Source organism: Enterococcus sp. SMC-9, from assembly GCF_021011285.1.
Taxonomy (GTDB): Bacteria; Bacillota; Bacilli; order Lactobacillales; family Enterococcaceae; genus Enterococcus_C; species Enterococcus_C montenegrensis.
In genome coordinates, this window is record NZ_JAILYE010000003.1 from 308081 (window position 1) to 327473 (window position 19393).

General features: G+C 38.4%; 17 protein-coding genes. 3 read left to right on the plus strand and 14 right to left on the minus strand.

Annotated elements, in window-relative coordinates:
- Positions 1-106 precede the first annotated feature (106 nt).
- Positions 107-1096: a LacI family DNA-binding transcriptional regulator gene (locus K4422_RS06170; protein WP_303753669.1), complete on the plus strand. Its 990-nt coding sequence runs from the start codon at positions 107-109 to the stop codon at positions 1094-1096.
- Positions 1097-1199: 103 nt separating this feature from the next.
- Here K4422_RS06170 and K4422_RS06175 read toward each other — a convergent pair whose 3' ends face one another.
- Positions 1200-2852, minus strand: a complete 1653-nt coding sequence (locus tag K4422_RS06175) for a MutS-related protein (RefSeq protein WP_230709805.1) — start codon at positions 2850-2852, stop codon at positions 1200-1202.
- 311 nt (positions 2853-3163) lie between these two features.
- Here K4422_RS06175 and K4422_RS06180 point away from each other — a divergent pair, with 311 nt between their 5' ends.
- Positions 3164-3793 carry a DUF6273 domain-containing protein gene (locus K4422_RS06180; protein ID WP_230709806.1) on the plus strand — a complete coding sequence of 210 codons (630 nt, stop codon included), beginning with the start codon at positions 3164-3166 and terminating at the stop codon, positions 3791-3793.
- 252 nt (positions 3794-4045) lie between these two features.
- On the opposite strand, the gene K4422_RS06185 is transcribed toward K4422_RS06180, so the two are convergent.
- From K4422_RS06185 to yaaA, 12 genes are all read right to left on the minus strand, one after another.
- The gene (locus tag K4422_RS06185) at positions 4046-4276 is read right to left on the minus strand and encodes a hypothetical protein (RefSeq protein ID WP_230709807.1); all 231 of its coding nucleotides are present in this window, start codon (positions 4274-4276) and stop codon (positions 4046-4048) included.
- Positions 4266-4871, minus strand: a complete 606-nt coding sequence (locus K4422_RS06190; protein WP_230709809.1) for a DUF1700 domain-containing protein — start codon at positions 4869-4871, stop codon at positions 4266-4268. Before K4422_RS06190 ends, K4422_RS06185 begins: the two co-directional genes overlap by 11 nt.
- Positions 4864-5184: a PadR family transcriptional regulator gene (locus K4422_RS06195; protein ID WP_206902940.1), complete on the minus strand. Its 321-nt coding sequence runs from the start codon at positions 5182-5184 to the stop codon at positions 4864-4866. The genes K4422_RS06190 and K4422_RS06195 overlap by 8 nt, the downstream gene beginning before the upstream one ends.
- Before the next feature lie 312 nt (positions 5185-5496).
- On the minus strand, positions 5497-5949 hold the full coding sequence (rplI, locus tag K4422_RS06200; RefSeq protein ID WP_206902939.1) for a 50S ribosomal protein L9: 453 nt from the start codon (positions 5947-5949) through the stop codon (positions 5497-5499).
- Positions 5950-6134: 185 nt separating this feature from the next.
- Positions 6135-8084 (minus strand): DHH family phosphoesterase, encoded by a 1950-nt coding sequence (locus K4422_RS06205; RefSeq protein WP_230709811.1) that lies wholly within the window; start codon positions 8082-8084, stop codon positions 6135-6137.
- Positions 8085-9321: 1237 nt separating this feature from the next.
- The gene (gene rpsR, locus K4422_RS06210) at positions 9322-9558 is read right to left on the minus strand and encodes a 30S ribosomal protein S18 (RefSeq protein WP_206902937.1); all 237 of its coding nucleotides are present in this window, start codon (positions 9556-9558) and stop codon (positions 9322-9324) included.
- Between the two features lie 23 nt (positions 9559-9581).
- Positions 9582-10118, minus strand: coding sequence for a single-stranded DNA-binding protein (gene ssb / locus K4422_RS06215; RefSeq protein WP_206902936.1), 537 nt, complete (start codon positions 10116-10118; stop codon positions 9582-9584).
- A gap of 45 nt (positions 10119-10163) precedes the next feature.
- Positions 10164-10463: a 30S ribosomal protein S6 gene (rpsF, locus tag K4422_RS06220; RefSeq protein ID WP_173101904.1), complete on the minus strand. Its 300-nt coding sequence runs from the start codon at positions 10461-10463 to the stop codon at positions 10164-10166.
- A 559-nt stretch (positions 10464-11022) separates the two neighbouring features.
- Positions 11023-13521 carry a DNA gyrase subunit A gene (gyrA, locus tag K4422_RS06225; RefSeq protein ID WP_230709933.1) on the minus strand — a complete coding sequence of 833 codons (2499 nt, stop codon included), beginning with the start codon at positions 13519-13521 and terminating at the stop codon, positions 11023-11025.
- A 274-nt stretch (positions 13522-13795) separates the two neighbouring features.
- On the minus strand, positions 13796-15745 hold the full coding sequence (gene gyrB / locus K4422_RS06230; RefSeq protein WP_206902935.1) for a DNA topoisomerase (ATP-hydrolyzing) subunit B: 1950 nt from the start codon (positions 15743-15745) through the stop codon (positions 13796-13798).
- 28 nt (positions 15746-15773) lie between these two features.
- Entirely contained in the window at positions 15774-16883 is a 1110-nt protein-coding gene (recF, locus tag K4422_RS06235; RefSeq protein ID WP_206902934.1) for a DNA replication/repair protein RecF, read from the minus strand.
- The gene (yaaA, locus tag K4422_RS06240) at positions 16870-17112 is read right to left on the minus strand and encodes a S4 domain-containing protein YaaA (RefSeq protein WP_230709813.1); all 243 of its coding nucleotides are present in this window, start codon (positions 17110-17112) and stop codon (positions 16870-16872) included. Before yaaA ends, recF begins: the two co-directional genes overlap by 14 nt.
- A 524-nt stretch (positions 17113-17636) precedes the next feature.
- On the opposite strand from yaaA, the gene K4422_RS06245 reads away from it, so the two are divergent.
- Entirely contained in the window at positions 17637-17882 is a 246-nt protein-coding gene (locus tag K4422_RS06245; protein WP_230709815.1) for a hypothetical protein, read from the plus strand.
- A 44-nt stretch (positions 17883-17926) separates the two neighbouring features.
- Here the strand turns inward: K4422_RS06245 and K4422_RS06250 are convergent, their stop codons facing one another.
- Positions 17927-19366 (minus strand): glycoside hydrolase family 1 protein, encoded by a 1440-nt coding sequence (locus K4422_RS06250; protein ID WP_230709817.1) that lies wholly within the window; start codon positions 19364-19366, stop codon positions 17927-17929.
- Between the last annotated feature and the right edge of the window lie 27 nt (positions 19367-19393).

Genomic DNA, 19393 nt, shown 5'->3' on the forward strand with positions numbered 1-19393 from the left:
TTTTGTAATGATATTTTTATAATTACATTTTACAATTACAAAGCATTACATTTTTTAGTAATTTATGATATACTTAATACAAAGCTTAGAAAATCAGGTGATAAACATGAAAAAAGCGTCCATGCAAGATATTGCAGATGCACTGGGCATCTCAAAAAATTCAGTTTCACAAGCATTACGAAACAAACCAGGCGTCAGTCAAAAAACAAAAAACTTAGTATTACAAAAAGCCGATGAAATCGGCTACGAATACCAAACTACTCCTCTTACAAATAGAGAAAAACGCATCTTATTAGTAGCTACTGAATTTGCAATTTCACAAACAAGTTTCTTTGGGGAGATCATTAAAAGTATTGAAGATGCTCTTCGAAAAAAAGGGTGCCAGCTAGATATTCATCCATTGACTCAAAAAGAAATAAAGAATTTAACTTTACCGGCAAATATTTTAGATTATCATGGTGTAATTCTTTTATCGCATAGTGACAATAATTACATAAAGGAAGTTATCGCTACGCAACTCCCGGTTGTGCTCGTTGACCATCATGATCCTTCTTTATTAGCTGATGCTATTCTTTCAAAAAATACAGATGGAACATTTCAAGCTGTTTCTCTATTGCTTGAAAATGACTTAAAGAGAATTGGCTTTATTGGTGACATTGAATTTTCGCCAAGTTATTTAGAACGTTATCGGGGATATCATCGCGCGCTGAGCGAGTATGGCTTGGCTTATGATAAAAAAATAGAAGTGACTCAGATTGAAGAAACACAAGGAGCACTTTTTAATAAGCTAAAAAATATTGAAAAAATGCCTGACGCTTGGTTTTGCGTCAACTCTGGTTTAGCATTTATGTTAAATAGTTACTTACAATCTGCTGGATATACTATTCCAGATGATATTAGTATTATTTGTTACGATGACACAGAATTTACGCGTATGGCTGTTCCGCCCATTACAAATATTGCAACTGACCTGCACTTTATGGGACAACTGGCTGTACAAGCTCTTATGCAAAGAATAGAAAATCCGGCTACGCCTTTTGTTCATCAACAAATTATTCCAAGTTTAAATATTCGCAGTTCAGTAAAACTTAAATAGTCATCCGGATTACAAATAAAAAAAGATTACAAACTACTTGTCATGTAGTTTGTAATCTTTTTTGTTAAACTAATGTAAAATCGTTTTTATCCAAGACTCCCCCTTACGCCAACACTTGCCAACTTTTTTTCTGATCAAAATAAGCCGCTTCTTTTTTAGCATTTGCAACTAATGTAGCAGGGTAGCCTAAAACGCCAAGTAACGCGATGGCGTTGCGGGATTTTGCTGCGCCTTGACGCAAGCGATAGTCAAATGTGATACCATTTTCAGCGGTGACTTGTTCTTCAAAATGGAGATTGTCACAACTGTTTTTCAAAATTTCGGTTAGTTCGATGTCGTGAGTTGCGACAAAGGCCAAGCTAGCTTGTTGTGATAACCACTCTACTACACTGCTGGAGGCAGCAATTCGTTCGATCGTATTGGTACCTTTTAAAATTTCATCAATAAAGCAATAACAGCGTTCGTTGGTTGCAACTTTGTCCAATAAGCGTTTAATTGATTTGATCTCAGCCACAAAATAGCTATCCCCTTCAAATAAATCATCTTCAACAGCCATCGAACTTAATACATGCCCTGGTTCTAATGTGAAAGATTCAGCAGTTGCGGTATTAATCGATTGCGCTAAAATGCAGTTGATTGCGATACTTTTGACATAAGTGGATTTTCCTGAAGCATTGGAGCCTGTTACGAGCGTATTTTTTTGCCAGTCGACTGGATTAGCCACGGCATGTTGAATTAAAGGATGATAAATCGCTTGTGAAACGACACCACCTTCTTTAACCACAGGCTGACACGTTAAGGGCATATACGTCCGAAAATTCAAAATCGCTAAGGCAACTTCTAAATCCCCTAAATTATCCCATAGTGAGATGGCCGCTTTATTGTACCGCGTAATTTTTCCTAATACATAATTATAAGAAATCAACGGCAATAAAAAGATCATATTAACCAGTTCAAATAAAATTTCGGCTTCTGAATTTCCTTTGACGCGAAAAGAAAAAGCAAATTTTTCAATGCCTTTAAAGGGTTTTATCTTTTCTTTTATGTCGGTTTGTAACGGGGTTGCAACTTTGCTTAATTTTTTAGCCAAAACCAGCGTTTGAACCAGATAACGCATGATTGTCAGTTCTCTTTCCAAACGAAATTTTTGGGTGAAATAGAGGATTACATTTAAAAAGAAGCTTAATAAAATAACAATTAAAAATAAAGCTGGTTGCAACGATAATGCTAAAATCGCCAAAATTGGTATACATCCTAAAATAACATATAGCCATGTGTTTGGTAATTTATTTTTACCACCTTCTGCCAGATATTGCTTGGAAAAATTATTGTCTTGTTTCCCTAAATTTGCAAAAAGATATTGCACTTTTTCTCTTGTCGCTGAGTTTTCAGCAAAAAATTTGATTAAGGCTTCATAGCGTTTTTGATCGTTAAAGTTGTAATTGCGCAAACGTTTGTAAAGAGCTTCTGAACCTACGCTGGAGTAAGTATTGTTCAACAAGGCAAAAATACTAGCCATATCTAAATCATACCAAGTCAAATCATCGACTTCTGCTTCATAGTGATGATATTTCTTTTCTTCCAGCCAGGCTTCTTTCAAGCTCTCCTCTTGATCAAGCCGGCTTTGATATGGCTGTATCCCCCATTTTTGTCGGATACTTTGTTTTAACTTTACACGAGACCGATAATTCAGCGCAACTAACACCACCGGTACAAAGACTGCGAGCGTTATGACTAAAATCATTTCTTGTGACATTTTTACACCTCATCAATTTTAGTTATTTCATTTTTTCGAACCTATTTTTAGTCCCACAACTAAAAACACGCATAAATTTTGCAATGGCTTCTTTTATAAAAAGTAAAAATAGCGATCCACTTGCAACGTGTCCTTATTATACCGGATATAATCTTTTATTTTTAAGCTTTTTTATTTCTGAGTTGTTCTGTCAACTGTAACGGATACGCTTTTATGCTAAAATTAAAATATCATTATAAAAATTAGGCCTTTTTTCTATCTTTTAGTCAGAATTAAAATGACTTAACGGCCTAACTAAAAAGGAGACGACTATGGAAATTGGCGATACACTGAATTTTGATCGTTTTACTTGGCGGATATTAGCAAAAGAGGAGCGGCGCCTCTTATTGATAACAGAAGATATTATCCAGCAGCGTCCCTATCATCACAAAAAAGGAGATGTCACTTGGGAAACCAGTGGAGTGAGAGACTATTTAAACGACACCTTCTACCAATCATTTGCACCTCAAAATAGGGCAAAAATTTTAACTACTGAAATTTTGACAGCTGATAATCCCTGGTACAACGTTACTGGCGGCAATAAGACCTACGATCACATTTTCCTGCTAAGCTTAGAAGAAGTGGTCTGCCACTATTTTGGTGACAGCAGCAAAAACCTTATGCAAAAAAGCCCGAAACAACGGTATTGGTTCCAAAAGAAAGATCCAAATAATGATCAACGCCGCGCCTTTTATGATCAGCATATTTGGTGGTGGTGGCTGCGTACTCCTGGACGCAATTTGCAGCGGGCAATTTATATACACGGTGACGGCAACGTCGGAATTCAGGGTAATAAAACAGATCACTACAGTAGCACCACCATTCACCCGCTAACAGGTGATAATAGTGGTGGTTTGCGCCCAGCATTATGGCTTTCCCTTGATTCCTCCACTGATTTTTAAATTTCCTAAGTTTACTGATACAAAAAATCTGTCTGATTTAGGATGCTTTTCTGATTGCAATATAAAGACAAAAACACCAACTTCTTCTGACGAAAAAAAACGTTGCGTCAAACAGAAATTGGTGTTTTTTAGTCTTATTTTTTTATTTCAGAGAAATGGTTGGCTAACCTATATTCTCCACTTTACCAAATGTGCTCCTTGAAAAGCCTGTTGTAGGCAATTAATTTTAGTAAACTGCACCGAGAAACAGTTTTAGTCTTCAAACATATTGTCTAGCTTGTGTTCTACTTTTTCCCATTCATCTTCATGTTTTGTGTCGCTAAAATCATCAGAATCAAAACGAATTACGCGGTACCAAGCATCTTGATGGCCACCAGAAATTGCCTGTAAATCGCCACCGGATACGATAAACGCTGCCGCAATAGACACAAAACCTATGCCAATACAAACTACGCCAAGTTTTACGATACGTTTAAAATCCATAAGCAGTCACCTGGCCTTTCATTTTGCCAATAATAAATTTGGTCAAATTAAAGGTGATCTTCAAAAGACTACCGCCAATTTTCCAAGTAATCACACCACAAATTAAACCTAACCCTAAAAGCAATGCACCACTGCCAAATTGAAGCAAACCAATTCCCAGACCATCACCAAAAGCAAAAAAAGAAGTCAGCATTGCAAAGGGTCCTCCGATAACGCCAGCTAAGGTGAAACTGCCGGTAATAATTAAGGGCACCCATAAAATGATGTAGGCACTAATAAATAAACAAAACGCGGCTAGCGCTAAACTGCCCCACAAAGGAAAGCCGAGAATTAATAAAATAATTACCCAAGGTGCAACTTTTTTCACCGCAGGTTGAGGTGTATTTCGCAAAAAATCTCCTTTTACAAATTCAGATTGTGCCACGATTTCAGCCGGATCACCTACCATCGCAACAGCTTCTGCTTCAGTATAGCCATCTGCAATAAAATCTCGGATAACTTCATCATAATAATCAATAAATTCTGAGGCTTCTAATTGATCGACGCCTGCCGGCAACGCTGCCATCAAATTCGCTAAAAACTGTCTTCTATCCATTTTGCGTCAAACTCCTTCCAATGTACTCATAAATTGAGACAACTTGTTTTTTACCCTTATAAAAAATCTTCAAATTCTGCTGCCCTTTTGCTGTGATACGATAATATTTCCGTAATCGACCGTTAAATTCTTCTTTATACGTCTCAACTAACTGCTGTTTTTCCAATCGTTTCAAAATCGGATACAACGTGGACTCACTGATGTGAATGATAGGCGAGATATTTTTAACAATTTCATAGCCATAAGAATCTTGCTGCAATAAAAACGCCAATACACAGTATTCCAATAGGCCTCTTTTTAATTGACTATCCAAGTTATCACCGCCTTTATTATTACCTTATACCTGATACTATACATGACATAGTATTGGTGAGCAATTATTTTCTGTTACGAAGAATGAAAATCAGCCTTTGGTCTGAGAAGGAAAGCTTAAAGAGCTTGTGTGTCATGCTGGAAACCTAATTTTCTCAGCAAATCGTATCAGTCCTGATAAAAAAACAAACTTCCAAACATTCGATTTTTAATCTACAGTTGGAAGTTTGTTTGCCTGTTTTATTTTTAAATTCCGCGGTAATTTCGGCTTGTTGCCGCAGATCTACTGCAAGAAAGCGTTATTGGTGAAAATTTATTCTTCTCCAACATGAACTTTCAGCGTTGCGACGACATCAGGATGCAACTTAGCCGGCACATTGGTGAAGCCAAGGGAGCGAATTGGATTTTCCAACTCGATTTTGCGTTTGTCAATTTTGACATTGTATTGTTTTTCTAAAGCAGTGGCGATTTGTTTTGAAGGGATTGACCCAAATAGACGGCCGTCCTCGCCAGCTTTGGCTTTTAATTCAATCACTGTTTCTTCTTTTTCTAATGTTTCTTTTAGTGCTTTTGCTTCGGCCAAAATTTCAGCATCGTGTTTGTCTTGCGCTTTCTTTTTGGCTGCTAATTCAGCGACATTTCCTTTATTGGCTTCTTGTGCCAATTTATTTTTAATTAAATAGTTTTGTGCGTAACCAGTGGGTACTTCTTTGATTTCGCCTTTTTTACCTTTGCCTTTTACATCAGCTAAAAAAATAACTTTCATGTTAATTTCCTCCTTGTAAAGCTGTTTATTTGACCTTGTTTACAGACATCTGCCAGTTAGGCTAAAAATTTTCTGACATTATGCACTTTGTGAAAGGTCAAATCAAGTCCTAAATTTTTGTAATCCCGCTGTTTTAAACTGTTTTTTTCTTGCTGTTACTGTAAAACAATTTCAGACAGCAGCAATTATTCTTGTTTTAGACTATGTTGTATCTCATTATAAAGCATTGTTTTCACTTCGTTAAGGGATTTCTCTTTGATTTGCGTAGCCGCATTGGTAAAATGACCGCCCCCGCCCAAATCTTCCATAATAGATTGGACATTGATTTTGCCATTACTTCGCGCCGAAATACCAACTAATCCATCTTGGCGCTTCGTGATTACAAAAGAAGCCTGAACATCATTCATAGAAAGTAAGGTATCGGCTGTTTTGGCAGTCGTTACACTATCGTAAACTTTATCTTCACTAGCGCAAGCCACCACAATATCTTGATCGATAAATTCACTTTTTGAAACCAATTCACTAATCTCTAAAAATGAAGTTAAATCCGAACTTAGGATGTATTGCACCAATTCACCATTGGCTCCTTTTGATTTTAAATAACTTGCAATGTCAAAAGTTCTAGAACTGGTACGGACAGAAAAATTCTTCGTATCGACAAAAATTCCGGCTAATAATAACGTCGCAGTCATTTTATCCATTTGTTTTTTGGTGCTACTTTGATATTGAATTAACTCTCCTACTAATTCCGAAGCAGAAGAAGCGGAAGATTCAATATAGGTCAACAGGGGTTGTGTCGGGAATTCTTCGCCCCGGCGATGATGATCGATAATCACTACCTTGTCAAATTTCTCATAAAGTTCCTGAGAGATCGATAGCGACGGTTTGTGGTAATCCACCATCACAAGTAGGCTATTTTGCTTAATCTGTCCTAGAGCCTGTTTAACCGAGATTAAATGGCCTTCTAGTTCTTCGTCTTTATGGATCTCTTGTAAACAGCGTTCCACATCAGGAATCAATTCATTTTCATTAATGACCACATAACTGGTTTTCCCTTGAAAATCGGCTAAGGTCGCCACACCATAGGCTGAACCAATCGCATCCATATCCGGATAACGATGCCCCATGATATAAATATCTTCAGCAGCAGCTAAAATTTTATTCAGCGCAGTTCCCATTGCTCGCGAACGAACACGCGTTCTCTTTGTAACGCTGGCAGTCTTCCCGCCATAAAATTTCGGCTTCGCTTCATCGTTGGCTTCTTTAACTACAACTTGATCGCCCCCGCGTACCAAAGCAATATCTAAACAAGTTTGAGAAACTTCCCCAATTTTTTCACCGGTTTGATCGCCATAACTAATTCCCATACTAATTGTTAAAGGAATAGATTGCTCTTCGGCTGCTGTCCGGATCTTATCCAATAAAGAAAACTGTTCTTGTGCCATTTTCTTAATATCAGAGGCATGAGCCACAAAATAAAAACGTTCCGCGTTCAGTCGTTTCAAATAAATACCGTATTCATCTGACCAATCGGAGATGAAGGTCGTTACAAACGAGTTTAAGTACGAAGTCTCTTTGGCATCCATTTTATCTACAACATCATCGTAATTATCAACTGAGATAATGCCAATTGCGGTTTGTTGATTGGCTTGATAATTTTGCGCAGCGACTTCTGTCGTTTTATCTAGTAAAAAGACAATATTTTTTTGCCGATCAATGATATATTCAAAACTTTTATCAGAAACTCGCAACGTACCCTCGTCTTTACTACCGACTAAAAGCGGCTTCAACGTCTTATCCCACAGCAAATCTTGCCCTACTTGTTCGTTCAAATCTAATGCCCGATGATTCATCCAATCCAAACGAAACGTTTTTGGCTGATAAATAAAGATAATCGAAGGGGAAACACTAGACAAAAACTTAGAGTTATCAATAGCAATTTGTGCCGATTTTCGAATTCGTTGATCATCTGTCAAAGCCTGTAAATTTTGCAACGTATAATAAACATAATAGACAAAGACATTTATCGCAGCAAAAAGAACCAGGTTCACCCATAAATTAGGATTAAACACCAAACAGATGAATTCTACAATGAAAACTAGCACCATCACTTTTAGAAAAGGGTATTTTTTCATAGTTTACTCCTCATTTTAACGTCATTTCATCCTATCTTATTGCTTTTAAGTAAGACGGTTACCTCACGTAAACAATTTGACTGACGTAAAAATATTCTCTAACAAAACCAGCAAACATTTCATTTTGCTACCCTCCATTTTATCATAAATCCTATAATAGCGCGATTTTTAGTCTTTTTATACGCAGCAATCAAATGTTTCACGTGAAACATTGCGACTGAACTAAATTTCCCCTTTTAAAATGTTTCACATGAAACATTTTTAAAATTACAAACAGACCGTAGCTGACTGTCAAAAGTTACACTATGACTAGTTACACTATCATTTGATTATCATCTGGGAGTAACGTATTACCTCCTTGCAATAGTTCAGCATTTTTTCACTTTAGCTACTCCTTACTTATAATTTAGCGCAAAGAGTAGTCATTACCGATATTTTTTTCATAAGATTCGTATTAGAGTAATGGCCATGCATTCTTTTTAAATAACATTTCAAAATCCCATGCATAAGTATTCAACTGCTGTATAATCAGTTTGCGCTACTTTACACAAACTTATTTTTCTCGTTATTAGCAAATAGAATAGTTTTCCACATTGTGGATAAGTTTTTTGGTATTTTGTGTTTATCTTGCGGTTTTTTAGCGATCCAACACTGGATTGTGCTATTTTTAAGATTGTGGATAAATAGATGAATTTGAGCTTTTTTTCTATTGCCTGACTTCCAATTTTTTTAAATTGGACAGATTATTTTCTTTTACAAATTTTGAGTTATCTATTTCAAGTAACTGAATCTCTAACTATAAAAAAACAAAGTTTGCAAATGGAGCAGCCTGAAAGTAGGGAATAAGCTTAAAAGGATTCTCCTCAAGTATTAAATAAAGCAAATTAAAAGGACTAATTCTATAAGCTATTTTATTTGTCACGTAGTAAAATTTCCAGTACTTTAACTTCTAATATTCCTTTTCTAGGCTTATAGGAGAAGCTAAATTATTTTGGCTAGCATGAAAAGCTGTGCAACGTTGCTTACACACCAAAATAATATTGAATTTCAATAAAAATTCCTCAAATTTCTCAATCTTTTGATTGATTGCTACCCAAAAGGTTATGTATGGAGCTAGACAGCAGGCGACAGTCAAATCAATATTTTTCTCATGAAATTTCATATTTTCTTGCTAGACAAAAAAAGAGGTTGAAAGAAAAGTCATTTTGACGATTCTTTCAACCTCTTAAAATAATTTTTAGTCTTCGCTTACGAAAGGTAGTAAGCCCATAATCCGTGCGCGTTTGATTGCTACGGTTAATTTACGTTGGTTTTTCGCGCCAGTACCAGTTACACGACGTGGTAAAATTTTACCGCGTTCTGAAATGAATCGTTTTAACAATTCGATATCTTTGTAATCGATGTGTTCGATGTGGTTAGCTGCGATATAGTCTACTTTGCGACGTTTACGTCCGCCTCTTCTTTGTTGTGCCATCCTATTTCCCTCCTATCAATTGCTTAGAATGGTAAATCATCGTCTGAAATGTCGATGGTTGATGCGTCAGACCCGAATGGATCAGAAGTGTCGCGATCAAAACTCGGCATTCCGTTGTTTTGAGAAGGTTGGTTTTGATTAAAATTGTTTTGTTGGCTGGCACCACCATAATTATTGTTGAAACCACCGCCACCATTCGTGGTAGTACTACCGCCACTTTGTTGACGTTGTTCATTGGCAGAACGTGATTCTAATAATTGGAAGTTTTCAGCAACCACTTCAGTCACGTAAACACGTTGACCTTGTTGGTTTTCATAATTCCGAGTTTGAATGCGGCCAGTAACTCCTAGCAGCGTTCCTTTGCGGGCATAATTTGCTAAAGTTTCGGCTGGTTTACGCCAGATTACACAATTGATAAAATCTGCTTCGCGATCACCGCTTTGGTTCGTGAAATTACGATTTACTGCTAGAGTAAAAGTCGCAACTGCAGCACCATTGCCTGTGTAGCGCAAATCAGGATCTTTTGTTAATCTACCGACTAAAACGACATTGTTAATCAAACCGGTTCATCTCCTCGTCATAGATTTGTTTCACGTGAAACAATATTAAGCTTCTTCCTTAACGATCATGTGACGCAAAATTCCGTCGTTGATCTTTGCTAAACGGTCAAATTCATTGATCGCTGCAGCATCTGATGGAGAAGTAACTTTGACGATATGATAGATACCTTCACGGAATCCGTTCATTTCATACGCTAGACGGCGTTTTTCCCAATCTTTTGATTCAACAACTTCAGCGCCGTTGTCTTTTAAGATTGCATCAAAACGTTCGATCAAAGCAGTTTTTGCTTCTTCATCAATGTTTGGACGAATGATGTACATGATTTCATACTTCGTGTTTTCCATTGATTTTTCACCTCCCTATGGACTTTAGGCCCTTAGCTTCCTAAGAGCAGAGAGAGTATCATTGAGACTACTCACAAAGTAGAATTATACAGGAAAAAGGTCATTTACGCAAGAGTTTTTTATTGGCAGCTTAAGCTTGTTTCAACGTCTCCATTATTATCTACGCTATTTTTGTTCAATTTCATCTAGACAAAAAAATTCAGCAGATTTTTTCGCTTAGCCCATTATCCTGCTATAAGACTACAACCAATCGCACCAGTATCAGTCTTTACTAAAAACGATTCAAAATTTTAAATACAAATAAAAAAAATCAGTTTTCCACAGTGGATAACTTTTAAAAAATGCGTTCAAAAAATTTTTTCCACAATTTGCATTTTCTTAATCGCATTTGATTATAGAAAAGCTGAATGCACTCGCCAAACTCACCAGTAATAAGCCGAGCCTTCCATACACCGCTATTCAAATTTCCTTAAATTTTGATCTCTTCCTTCTCGTTAATTGTAAAAAAACACCCCTCGCAAAATTTTCTCTTTTGCGAGGGGTGTTGCAATGAATTTTTTTATTCAGCGGAATCTTCATCGCCTGCATCATTTGTTGCTGGGCTATTTGTATCTGCCTTAGCATCAATTGTTGCATCTGACGTTTCCGTCGTTTCAACTGACTCTGTTTCTGGTTCTGCTGGTTCTGCTTCCACAGCAGCCATCGTGACTACTTTCGCATCGTTTTCTAGTTTCATTAAGCGGACACCTAATGTTGCGCGACCGGTTTGTGAAACAGAAGCAACGTTAAAGCGGATAATAACACCCTTATTGGTTACAAGCATAATATCTTCGTCACCACCAACTGTCGTTAAACCAGCTAATGGACCATTTTTAGGGGTGATATTGGCAGTTTTAATCCCTTTACCCCCACGACCTTTGACAGGGTACTCAGCGCCTGCTGTGCGCTTGCCATAACCGTTTTCTGTAATCACCAATACTTCTTTGTCGTCTGTGATAACTGAAACGCCAACGACAAAATCATTTTCTCTTAAGCGAATCCCCCGAACACCTGAAGCCGTTCGTCCCATATCGCGGACAGCTTCTTCTTTAAAGGTAACCGAATAACCAGCATGGGTACCAATAATCATGGTGTCGTCGCCGCTTGTTTCTAAAACATCGACTAATTCATCGTTTTCTTTTAAATTAATGGCAATTAAACCGTTACTGCGAATATTGCTAAAGGCATCCACAGAAGTTCGTTTTACTACCCCTAATAAGGTCGTAAAGAACAAATATTTATTATCGCTTTGACCACTAACCGCAATAATTGTCTGAATTTTTTCGGCAGAATCAATACCTAATAAGTTGATAACTGGAATTCCTTTTGCAGTCCTGCCGTATTCTGGAATTTCATATCCTTTGGCTTTGTAAACTTTACCGGCATTGGTGAAAAATAGCAATGTATCATGAGTTGAACAAGAAACTAAAGTTTTCACGAAGTCTTCATCGTGAACACCCATTCCCTGAACGCCACGGCCACCACGACGTTGCGCGCGAAATTCGCTGTTGGCTAGTCGTTTGATATAACCGTTGTTGGTCAATGTAATCACAACTTCTTCTTCTTCGATTAAGTCTTCGTCTTCTAAACTTAGCACTTCACCGACTAAAAGTTCTGTCCGGCGTTTGTCTCCAAAGCGTTGGGTTAATTCACCTAATTCAGTTTGAATGATTTCATTTACGCGTTCTGGACGCGCTAAAATGTCAGCTAAATCTTTAATTAGAGCCAATAGTTCTTGGTATTCTTTTTCGATTTTGTCCCGTTCCAAACCGGTTAAACGACGTAAGCGCATATCTAAAATCGCTTGCGCTTGGCGGTCGGACAATTCGAATTTTGCCATTAAAGTATTTTTAGCTTCATCATCGGTATTGGATCTACGAATGATCGCAATAATTTCATCAATGTGATCTAAGGCGATCCGCAAGCCCTCTAAAATATGAGCACGGGCTTCTGCTTTAGCTTTATCAAAGGCTGTTCTGCGAGTCACCACTTCTTGTTGGTGCTCCACATAGTTTTCCAAAATGCGTTTTAAGCTTAAAATCTTTGGTACGCCTTTTTCAATAGCCAACATGTTAAAGCCAAAAGAAGATTGCAGCGCTGTTAATTTGTAAAGGTTATTCAAAATAACAGAAGCTGAAACATCCCGGCGCACGTCAATGACAATCCGCATCCCTTCACGGCTTGATTCATCCCGTAAATCCGTGATGCCTTCAATTCGTTTATCTCGATGTAACTCGGAGATACGTTCAATCAATTTCGCCTTATTGACCATGTAAGGCAATTCTGTCACTAAAATTCGTTCTTTGCCGTTTGGCATGTCCATAACTTCAACGCGACCGCGCACGGTAATGGAACCTTTCCCTGTTTCATAGGCACGGCGAATACCGGATTTACCCATGACTAAACCACCGGTTGGGAAATCTGGTCCGGGTAAAACTTCCATCAGTTCATTGGTTGTCACGTCCGGATTTTCCATTAATAAATTAATCGCTGCGGTTACTTCGTTTAAATTATGAGGTGGAATATTGGTTGCCATCCCAACAGCAATCCCAGTAGTTCCGTTAACTAACAGATTAGGAAATCTTGCGGGTAAAACTTCTGGTTCACGTTCGGTATCATCGTAGTTACTGGTGAAATCAACCGTATCTTTATTGATGTCTCGCAACATTTCCAAAGCTAATTTACTCATTCTAGCTTCGGTATACCGCATAGCAGCGGCCCCGTCACCATCGACAGAACCAAAGTTACCATGCCCGTCTACTAACATATAACGATAGCTAAATGGTTGCGCCATCCGTACCATGGACTCATAAATCGCAGAGTCGCCGTGGGGGTGATATTTACCCATAACGTCCCCGACGATTCTGGCTGATTTTTTATGGGGTTTGTCTGGCGTTACACCTAATTCATTCATCCCATATAAAATCCGGCGGTGAACCGGTTTTAAACCATCCCGAACGTCTGGCAATGCCCGCGCTACAATAACACTCATGGCGTAATCGATAAATGAGTTTTTCATTTCACTACTCAAATTGACGTCATGAATATGGGCTTTATTATCTTCCAAGTGTTTCACTCCTAACTGAGATGTTTAAACAACACCAGCGGTCTTTGACTGCCTTTAGCAGCGCTAAAATAAAAATGCTGTTGTTGTTTAAACTCGACTTTTCTAGCAAAAATAATTGATTGGCTTTAACCTTTGGCAAAATCAAATGGATCATGACGACCTCATTTTAGATTGCAAAAAAGATAAAGCCTCATCATAATTTCAAAAGAATTTCAAAAAACAAGCTTTAAATATCCAAGTTTTGTACATAGTGGGCATTTTCTTCAATGAAGGCGCGGCGTGGTTCCACGCGATCACCCATTAACATTTCAAAAACTTGGTCTGCTTCGATCGCATCGTCCACTGAAACCCGCAACATCAAACGATTATCTGGGTCCATCGTGGTTTCCCATAATTGATGGTCATCCATTTCCCCCAAACCTTTGTACCGTTGAATGGTTGGTTTTGGTGTTTTTGGCAATTCGTTCATAATTTGTTGCAAACGTTCATCGGCATCTTTACCTGGCTGTACATAGGTGATATTTTTTCCTTGTTTGACACCATACAACGGTGGTTGTGCGATATATACGTATCCTGCTTCCACAATCGGACGCATATAACGATAAAACAGGGTCAATAGCAACGTCCGAATGTGGGCACCATCGACATCGGCATCAGTCATGATAACTAATTTGTGGTAACGAGCTTTTGATACGTCAAAATCAGCACCAAAACCAGTACCCATTGCTGTAAAGAGTGAACGAATTTCTTCGTTAGCCAAAATTTTATCCATGGAAGCTTTTTCCACGTTCAAGATTTTACCGCGAATTGGTAAAATCGCTTGAAATTCCCGGTTACGACCTTGTTTTGCTGAACCGCCGGCAGAGTCTCCTTCGACGATAAATAATTCGCAACGTTCCGGATCATTAGAAGAACAGTCCGCTAATTTACCTGGCAGGTTACTAATTTCTAAAGCACCTTTGCGTCGTGTCATTTCTCTGGCGCGTTTAGCTGCTTGACGTGCTCTTGAAGCGAGCATCCCTTTGTCGACGATTTGACGGCCGACCGTTGGATTTTCCATCAAGAATTTCATAAAGTGTTCTGAAAATAGACGATCAACAATCGTTCTAACTTCAGAGTTACCTAATTTCGTTTTGGTTTGTCCTTCAAATTGTGGATCTGGATGCTTAATCGAGATAACTGCTGTCAAACCTTCCCGCACATCCTCACCGGAAAGATTGTCATCGTTGTCTTTCATAATTTTTTGCTTGCGGGCATAATCATTAATAACCCGGGTTAAAGCTGTTTTAAAACCTGATTCATGGGTTCCGCCTTCATACGTATGAATGTTGTTGGCAAAACTTAAAATATTCATGTGATAGCCATCTGTATATTGCAAAGAAACTTCAACGGCAATATCTTGCTGTTGGTCTTCCAAATAAATTGGGTCTGGGAACAAGACTGTTTTATTTTTGTCTAAATGCTCCACATAGCTTTTAATCCCGCCTTCGTAATGATATTCCTTTAAGACCGGTTTTTCTTCTCTACGATCTTCAATGGAGATTCTCAAGCCGCGATTTAAAAAGGCCAATTCCCGCACACGGGTCGCCAATTTATCAAAGTTAAAGACTGTCGTTTCAGTAAAAATTTCTGGATCTGGCCAAAAGCGAACTTCTGTCCCGTGCTTATCTGTTTCATCAATGACTTTCAAATCATCCACAACAGCACCGCGACGATATTCTTGGAAATAAACTTTGCCTTCTTTGTAAACTTTGACTCTCAATTTTGTGGAAAGGGCGTTAACAACAGAAGCCCCCACACCGTGAAGACCACCGGAAACTTTGTAGCCGCCACCGCCAAATTTACCGCCGGCATGTAAAATCGTATAAACAGTTTCTACTGCGGGACGACCAGTTTTAGCTTGAATATCAACCGGAATTCCGCGACCATCATCGGTTACGGTAATGGAATTGTCCTCTTCAATGATAACTTGAATTTTAGTAGCAAAACCCGCTAAGGCTTCATCGATGGAATTATCGACGATTTCCCAGACAAGGTGGTGTAAACCTTCTGAACTAGTAGAGCCGATATACATCCCAGGACGTTTGCGTACCGCTTCTAAACCTTCTAAGACCTGAATCTGACTGGCGTCATATTCCTTGGCACGCTCAATTAAGCTTTTTTCTTCTTCTGTCATCTATGGGGATCCTCATTTCTTTTATAATCTATTTCGTAGTGCTTAAGTGACCTTTTTCCACATAAAAAATGGTTGGCGTCACGGTCATTTTATTTTTGACATGATCAAGTGTCGTGGTGGTGAGAAAAGTCTGAACTTTGCCTTCAATTGTCTCTAAAAGATGCAGCTGTCGGGAATCGTCTAATTCACTCATTACATCATCTAGTAACAAGATCGGATATTCACCGGTTTCTTCTTGCATCAAATCAATTTCTGCTAATTTAACACTTAAGGCTGTTGTGCGCTGCTGTCCTTGTGAGCCATACGTCTGCACATCAATTTCATTAATCGCAAAACTCAAATCGTCACGATGGGGTCCTGACAGCGTCGTCAAGCGCTGCAATTCTCTTGCTTGGTTTTTCTCCAAGACAGACTTAAAACGCGTCTTAACCACTTCTAAATCATCTTCTAAACTAAAATCAATCGTAGAGACATAACTTAGCGTCAAATTCTCTTTTTCATGACTGATTTTTTGATGCAACAAATTAGCCCAATATTCTAGCCGTTTGACAAACTTGGCGCGGGCTAACAAAACTTTGCTGCCAAAATCCACCAGCTGATCGTCTAACACGCTCAAATAAAGCATGTCGACTTTTTTTTGCTGCTTTAAATATTGATTGCGTTGCTTTAAAACGTTTTGGTACTGGACGAGGTCATATAAATAAATCGGATCAATCTGGCCAATCTCCATATCGAGGAACTTTCGCCGTAAAGCAGGACTACCTTTGACCAAAGCCAAATCTTCTGGGGCAAACAAAATCACATTTAATTGACCCACATAACTACTCAACTTTTTTTGCTCAATGTGATTGATGCGGGTCTTACGGCCTTTTTTGGTTAACAAAAGTTCTAACGGCACTTTACTGTGATTTTTTTGCACCTCACCTTTGACGCTGGCAAAATCTGATCCCCATTCGATCAGCTCTTGTTCATTATTGGTCCGGTGGCTTCGCGTCATGGCTAAAACGTAAATACTCTCCAAAATATTCGTCTTTCCCTGCGCATTTTCTCCTAGAAAAATCGTTAAATTTTGCGGAAAATGAAGCGCAAGCTCAGAATAATTGCGAAAGTGCTGCAAAGAAAGATTATTCAGGCGCATTATCTTTTTCCTGTGCTTGCACCATAAAAAAAGTCCCCTCGTCGGGAATTTCTACCATCATCCCTGGATAAAGCTTACGGCCACGGCGATTTTCAATCTCTCCGTCAACTAAAACGGTATTCTCAGCCAGATACCATTTGGCTTGTCCGCCACTGGAAATCACATTAACTTCTTTTAGCACTTGTCCTAAGGTCATGTAGTCTCCTGTGATTGCGATTTTTGCTTTCATTTTCATCCCTCGTTTCTCCAGTCACAGTTAGGTTTATTATACCGTTTTTTAAGGAAGAAAACAAATTTTCCCCAGTTTTTTTCACTTCTAAGAAGTTTTAATCTTTTTAGATAATTTTTATCCGAAAAGATAAAAAACCCGCAAAAACGATTTTATGCCCTTTTAAGAAGATTTCGCAGTTTCTGAAAGTAATACAGTTGTTTTTCATTTTATTGCAAAAAGAAAAGTTATCGGAACTCGTTTAGCTCGCAAGCAATAAAATGAAATCTTGCTAAATTGTTTTCCAAATTTCGCAAGATTTTGGTTTATTGTCGCCGCGAGTTAGTTCCTATAACTGGATCAAAAAAAAGCTTTGCGAACTCGTTTTACTCGTCAGCAATAAGGAAGAATTTCAATAAATTGTTTTCCAAATTTCTTGAAATTTTGACTTATTGCCGCAGCGAGTTAGTTCGCAATGCTAGATCCAAAGAAAAGCGAAACAAACTTGTTCAGTACGCTAAAAATAAGCGCAGAATTTTCAGAAATTGTCTCTTCAAATTTTTGGAAATTTTGACTTATTTCTTAGCGGGCTAGTTCGTGCAGCTGGATCAAAGAAAAGCGGAAAGCGCTGGGTAACGCTTTGGAAAAATGTCGGAAATTTGGATGCTGATGTTCTTTATCAGAATCAAATTTTTGAATTTTTCCCGAAGAGTTGGTGCTTGAAGCTGGATCTAAAAAAAGCTAAAAGCGGCGGTAATACAAAAATACAAAAAAAGCATCCATTCCGATAAAGTTCAGGAATGGATGCTTTCTGGTTGTCTGCATTACAATTTTTTTAGACTAAATCGGCACCATTTGTGGCAATGACTTTTTTGTACCAGTCAAAAGATTTCTTCTCGTAACGATTGAAGGTCCCTTGGCCCTCATCGTCTTTATCCACGTAAATAAAGCCGTAGCGTTTGCTCATTTCGCCTGTTGAGGCACTGACTAAATCAATACAGCCCCACGGTGTGTAGCCCATTAAATCGACACCGTCTGCCACGGCTTGGCCCATTGCTTTAATATGTTTGCGCAAGTAATCGATGCGGTAATCATCAGCAACGTAGAAATTCTCATCTACTTCATCATATGCGCCTAAGCCGTTTTCAACGATGAAAAGTGGTTTTTCGTAACGGTTGTACAATTCATTTAACGCGATACGCAAACCGTCTGGATCAATTTGCCAGCCCCAGTCGCTAGCTTTTAAGAATGGATTTTTCACGCCGCCTAGAATATTCCCTTGCACTTTTTCAGCGGTCGTCGTTTCGTTAATCGCCGTTGACATATAGTAACTAAAGCCAATGTAGTCGACTGTATGGGCGGCAATTAAAGCTAGATCATCTGCTTTCATTTCTAGCGGCTGCACGTTGTATTTTTCAAACATCCGTTTTACATAAGCCGGGTATTGCCCTCTAACTTGAACATCCGCGCAAAAATAGTTGAACTCTTGATTTTGGATCATGGTTGCCACTTGATTGATGGGATTAGCATCATAACTATAGCTTGTCCCATAAATAATCATACAGCCGATTTGCAAATGAGGATCTAAGTCATGCCCAATTTTAACTGCTTTAGCACTAGCTACAAATTGATGATGCCACGCTTGGAAAATATTTTGCCAATCACCACCGCCATTACTTTTGACCATCCCCATACTTAAAGCAGGTAGTTCAAAAGGAGAGTTGATTTCGTTAAAGGTCATCCAATATTTTACTTTTTGGTAGTAGCGGTTTAAAACCACCGTCGCAAAATTTTCGTAAAAAGCGATTAATTCACGATTTTTCCAACCACCATACTTTTTAGCCAAGTGCAGTGGCATTTCATAATGAGAAATTGTCACGACAGGTTCAATATCATATTTTAAGCACTCGTCAATTAATTCATCGTAAAAACGCAGGCCGGCTTCATTTGGTGCAGTTTCATCGCCATTTGGAAAAATGCGGGACCACGCAATCGAAAAGCGATAGCATTTGAAACTCATTTTGGCAAAAAGAGCGATATCTTCTTTGAAGCGATGGTAATGATCAATCCCTGTATGATTGGGATAAATATAGTTACTTTCATCAATTTCCCAGTCAAATTCTGCACCGGCTAAAATAGACCAGCGTTGTTTTCCACCAGGCATCGCATCGGCTACTGATAAGCCCTTGCCATCTGCTTGATAAGCTCCTTCTAATTGATTTGCCGCTGTTGCACCACCCCATAAGAAACCTTCTTTGAATACTGATTTTGTCATGATTTTCCTCCTTATTTGTTGAATAAT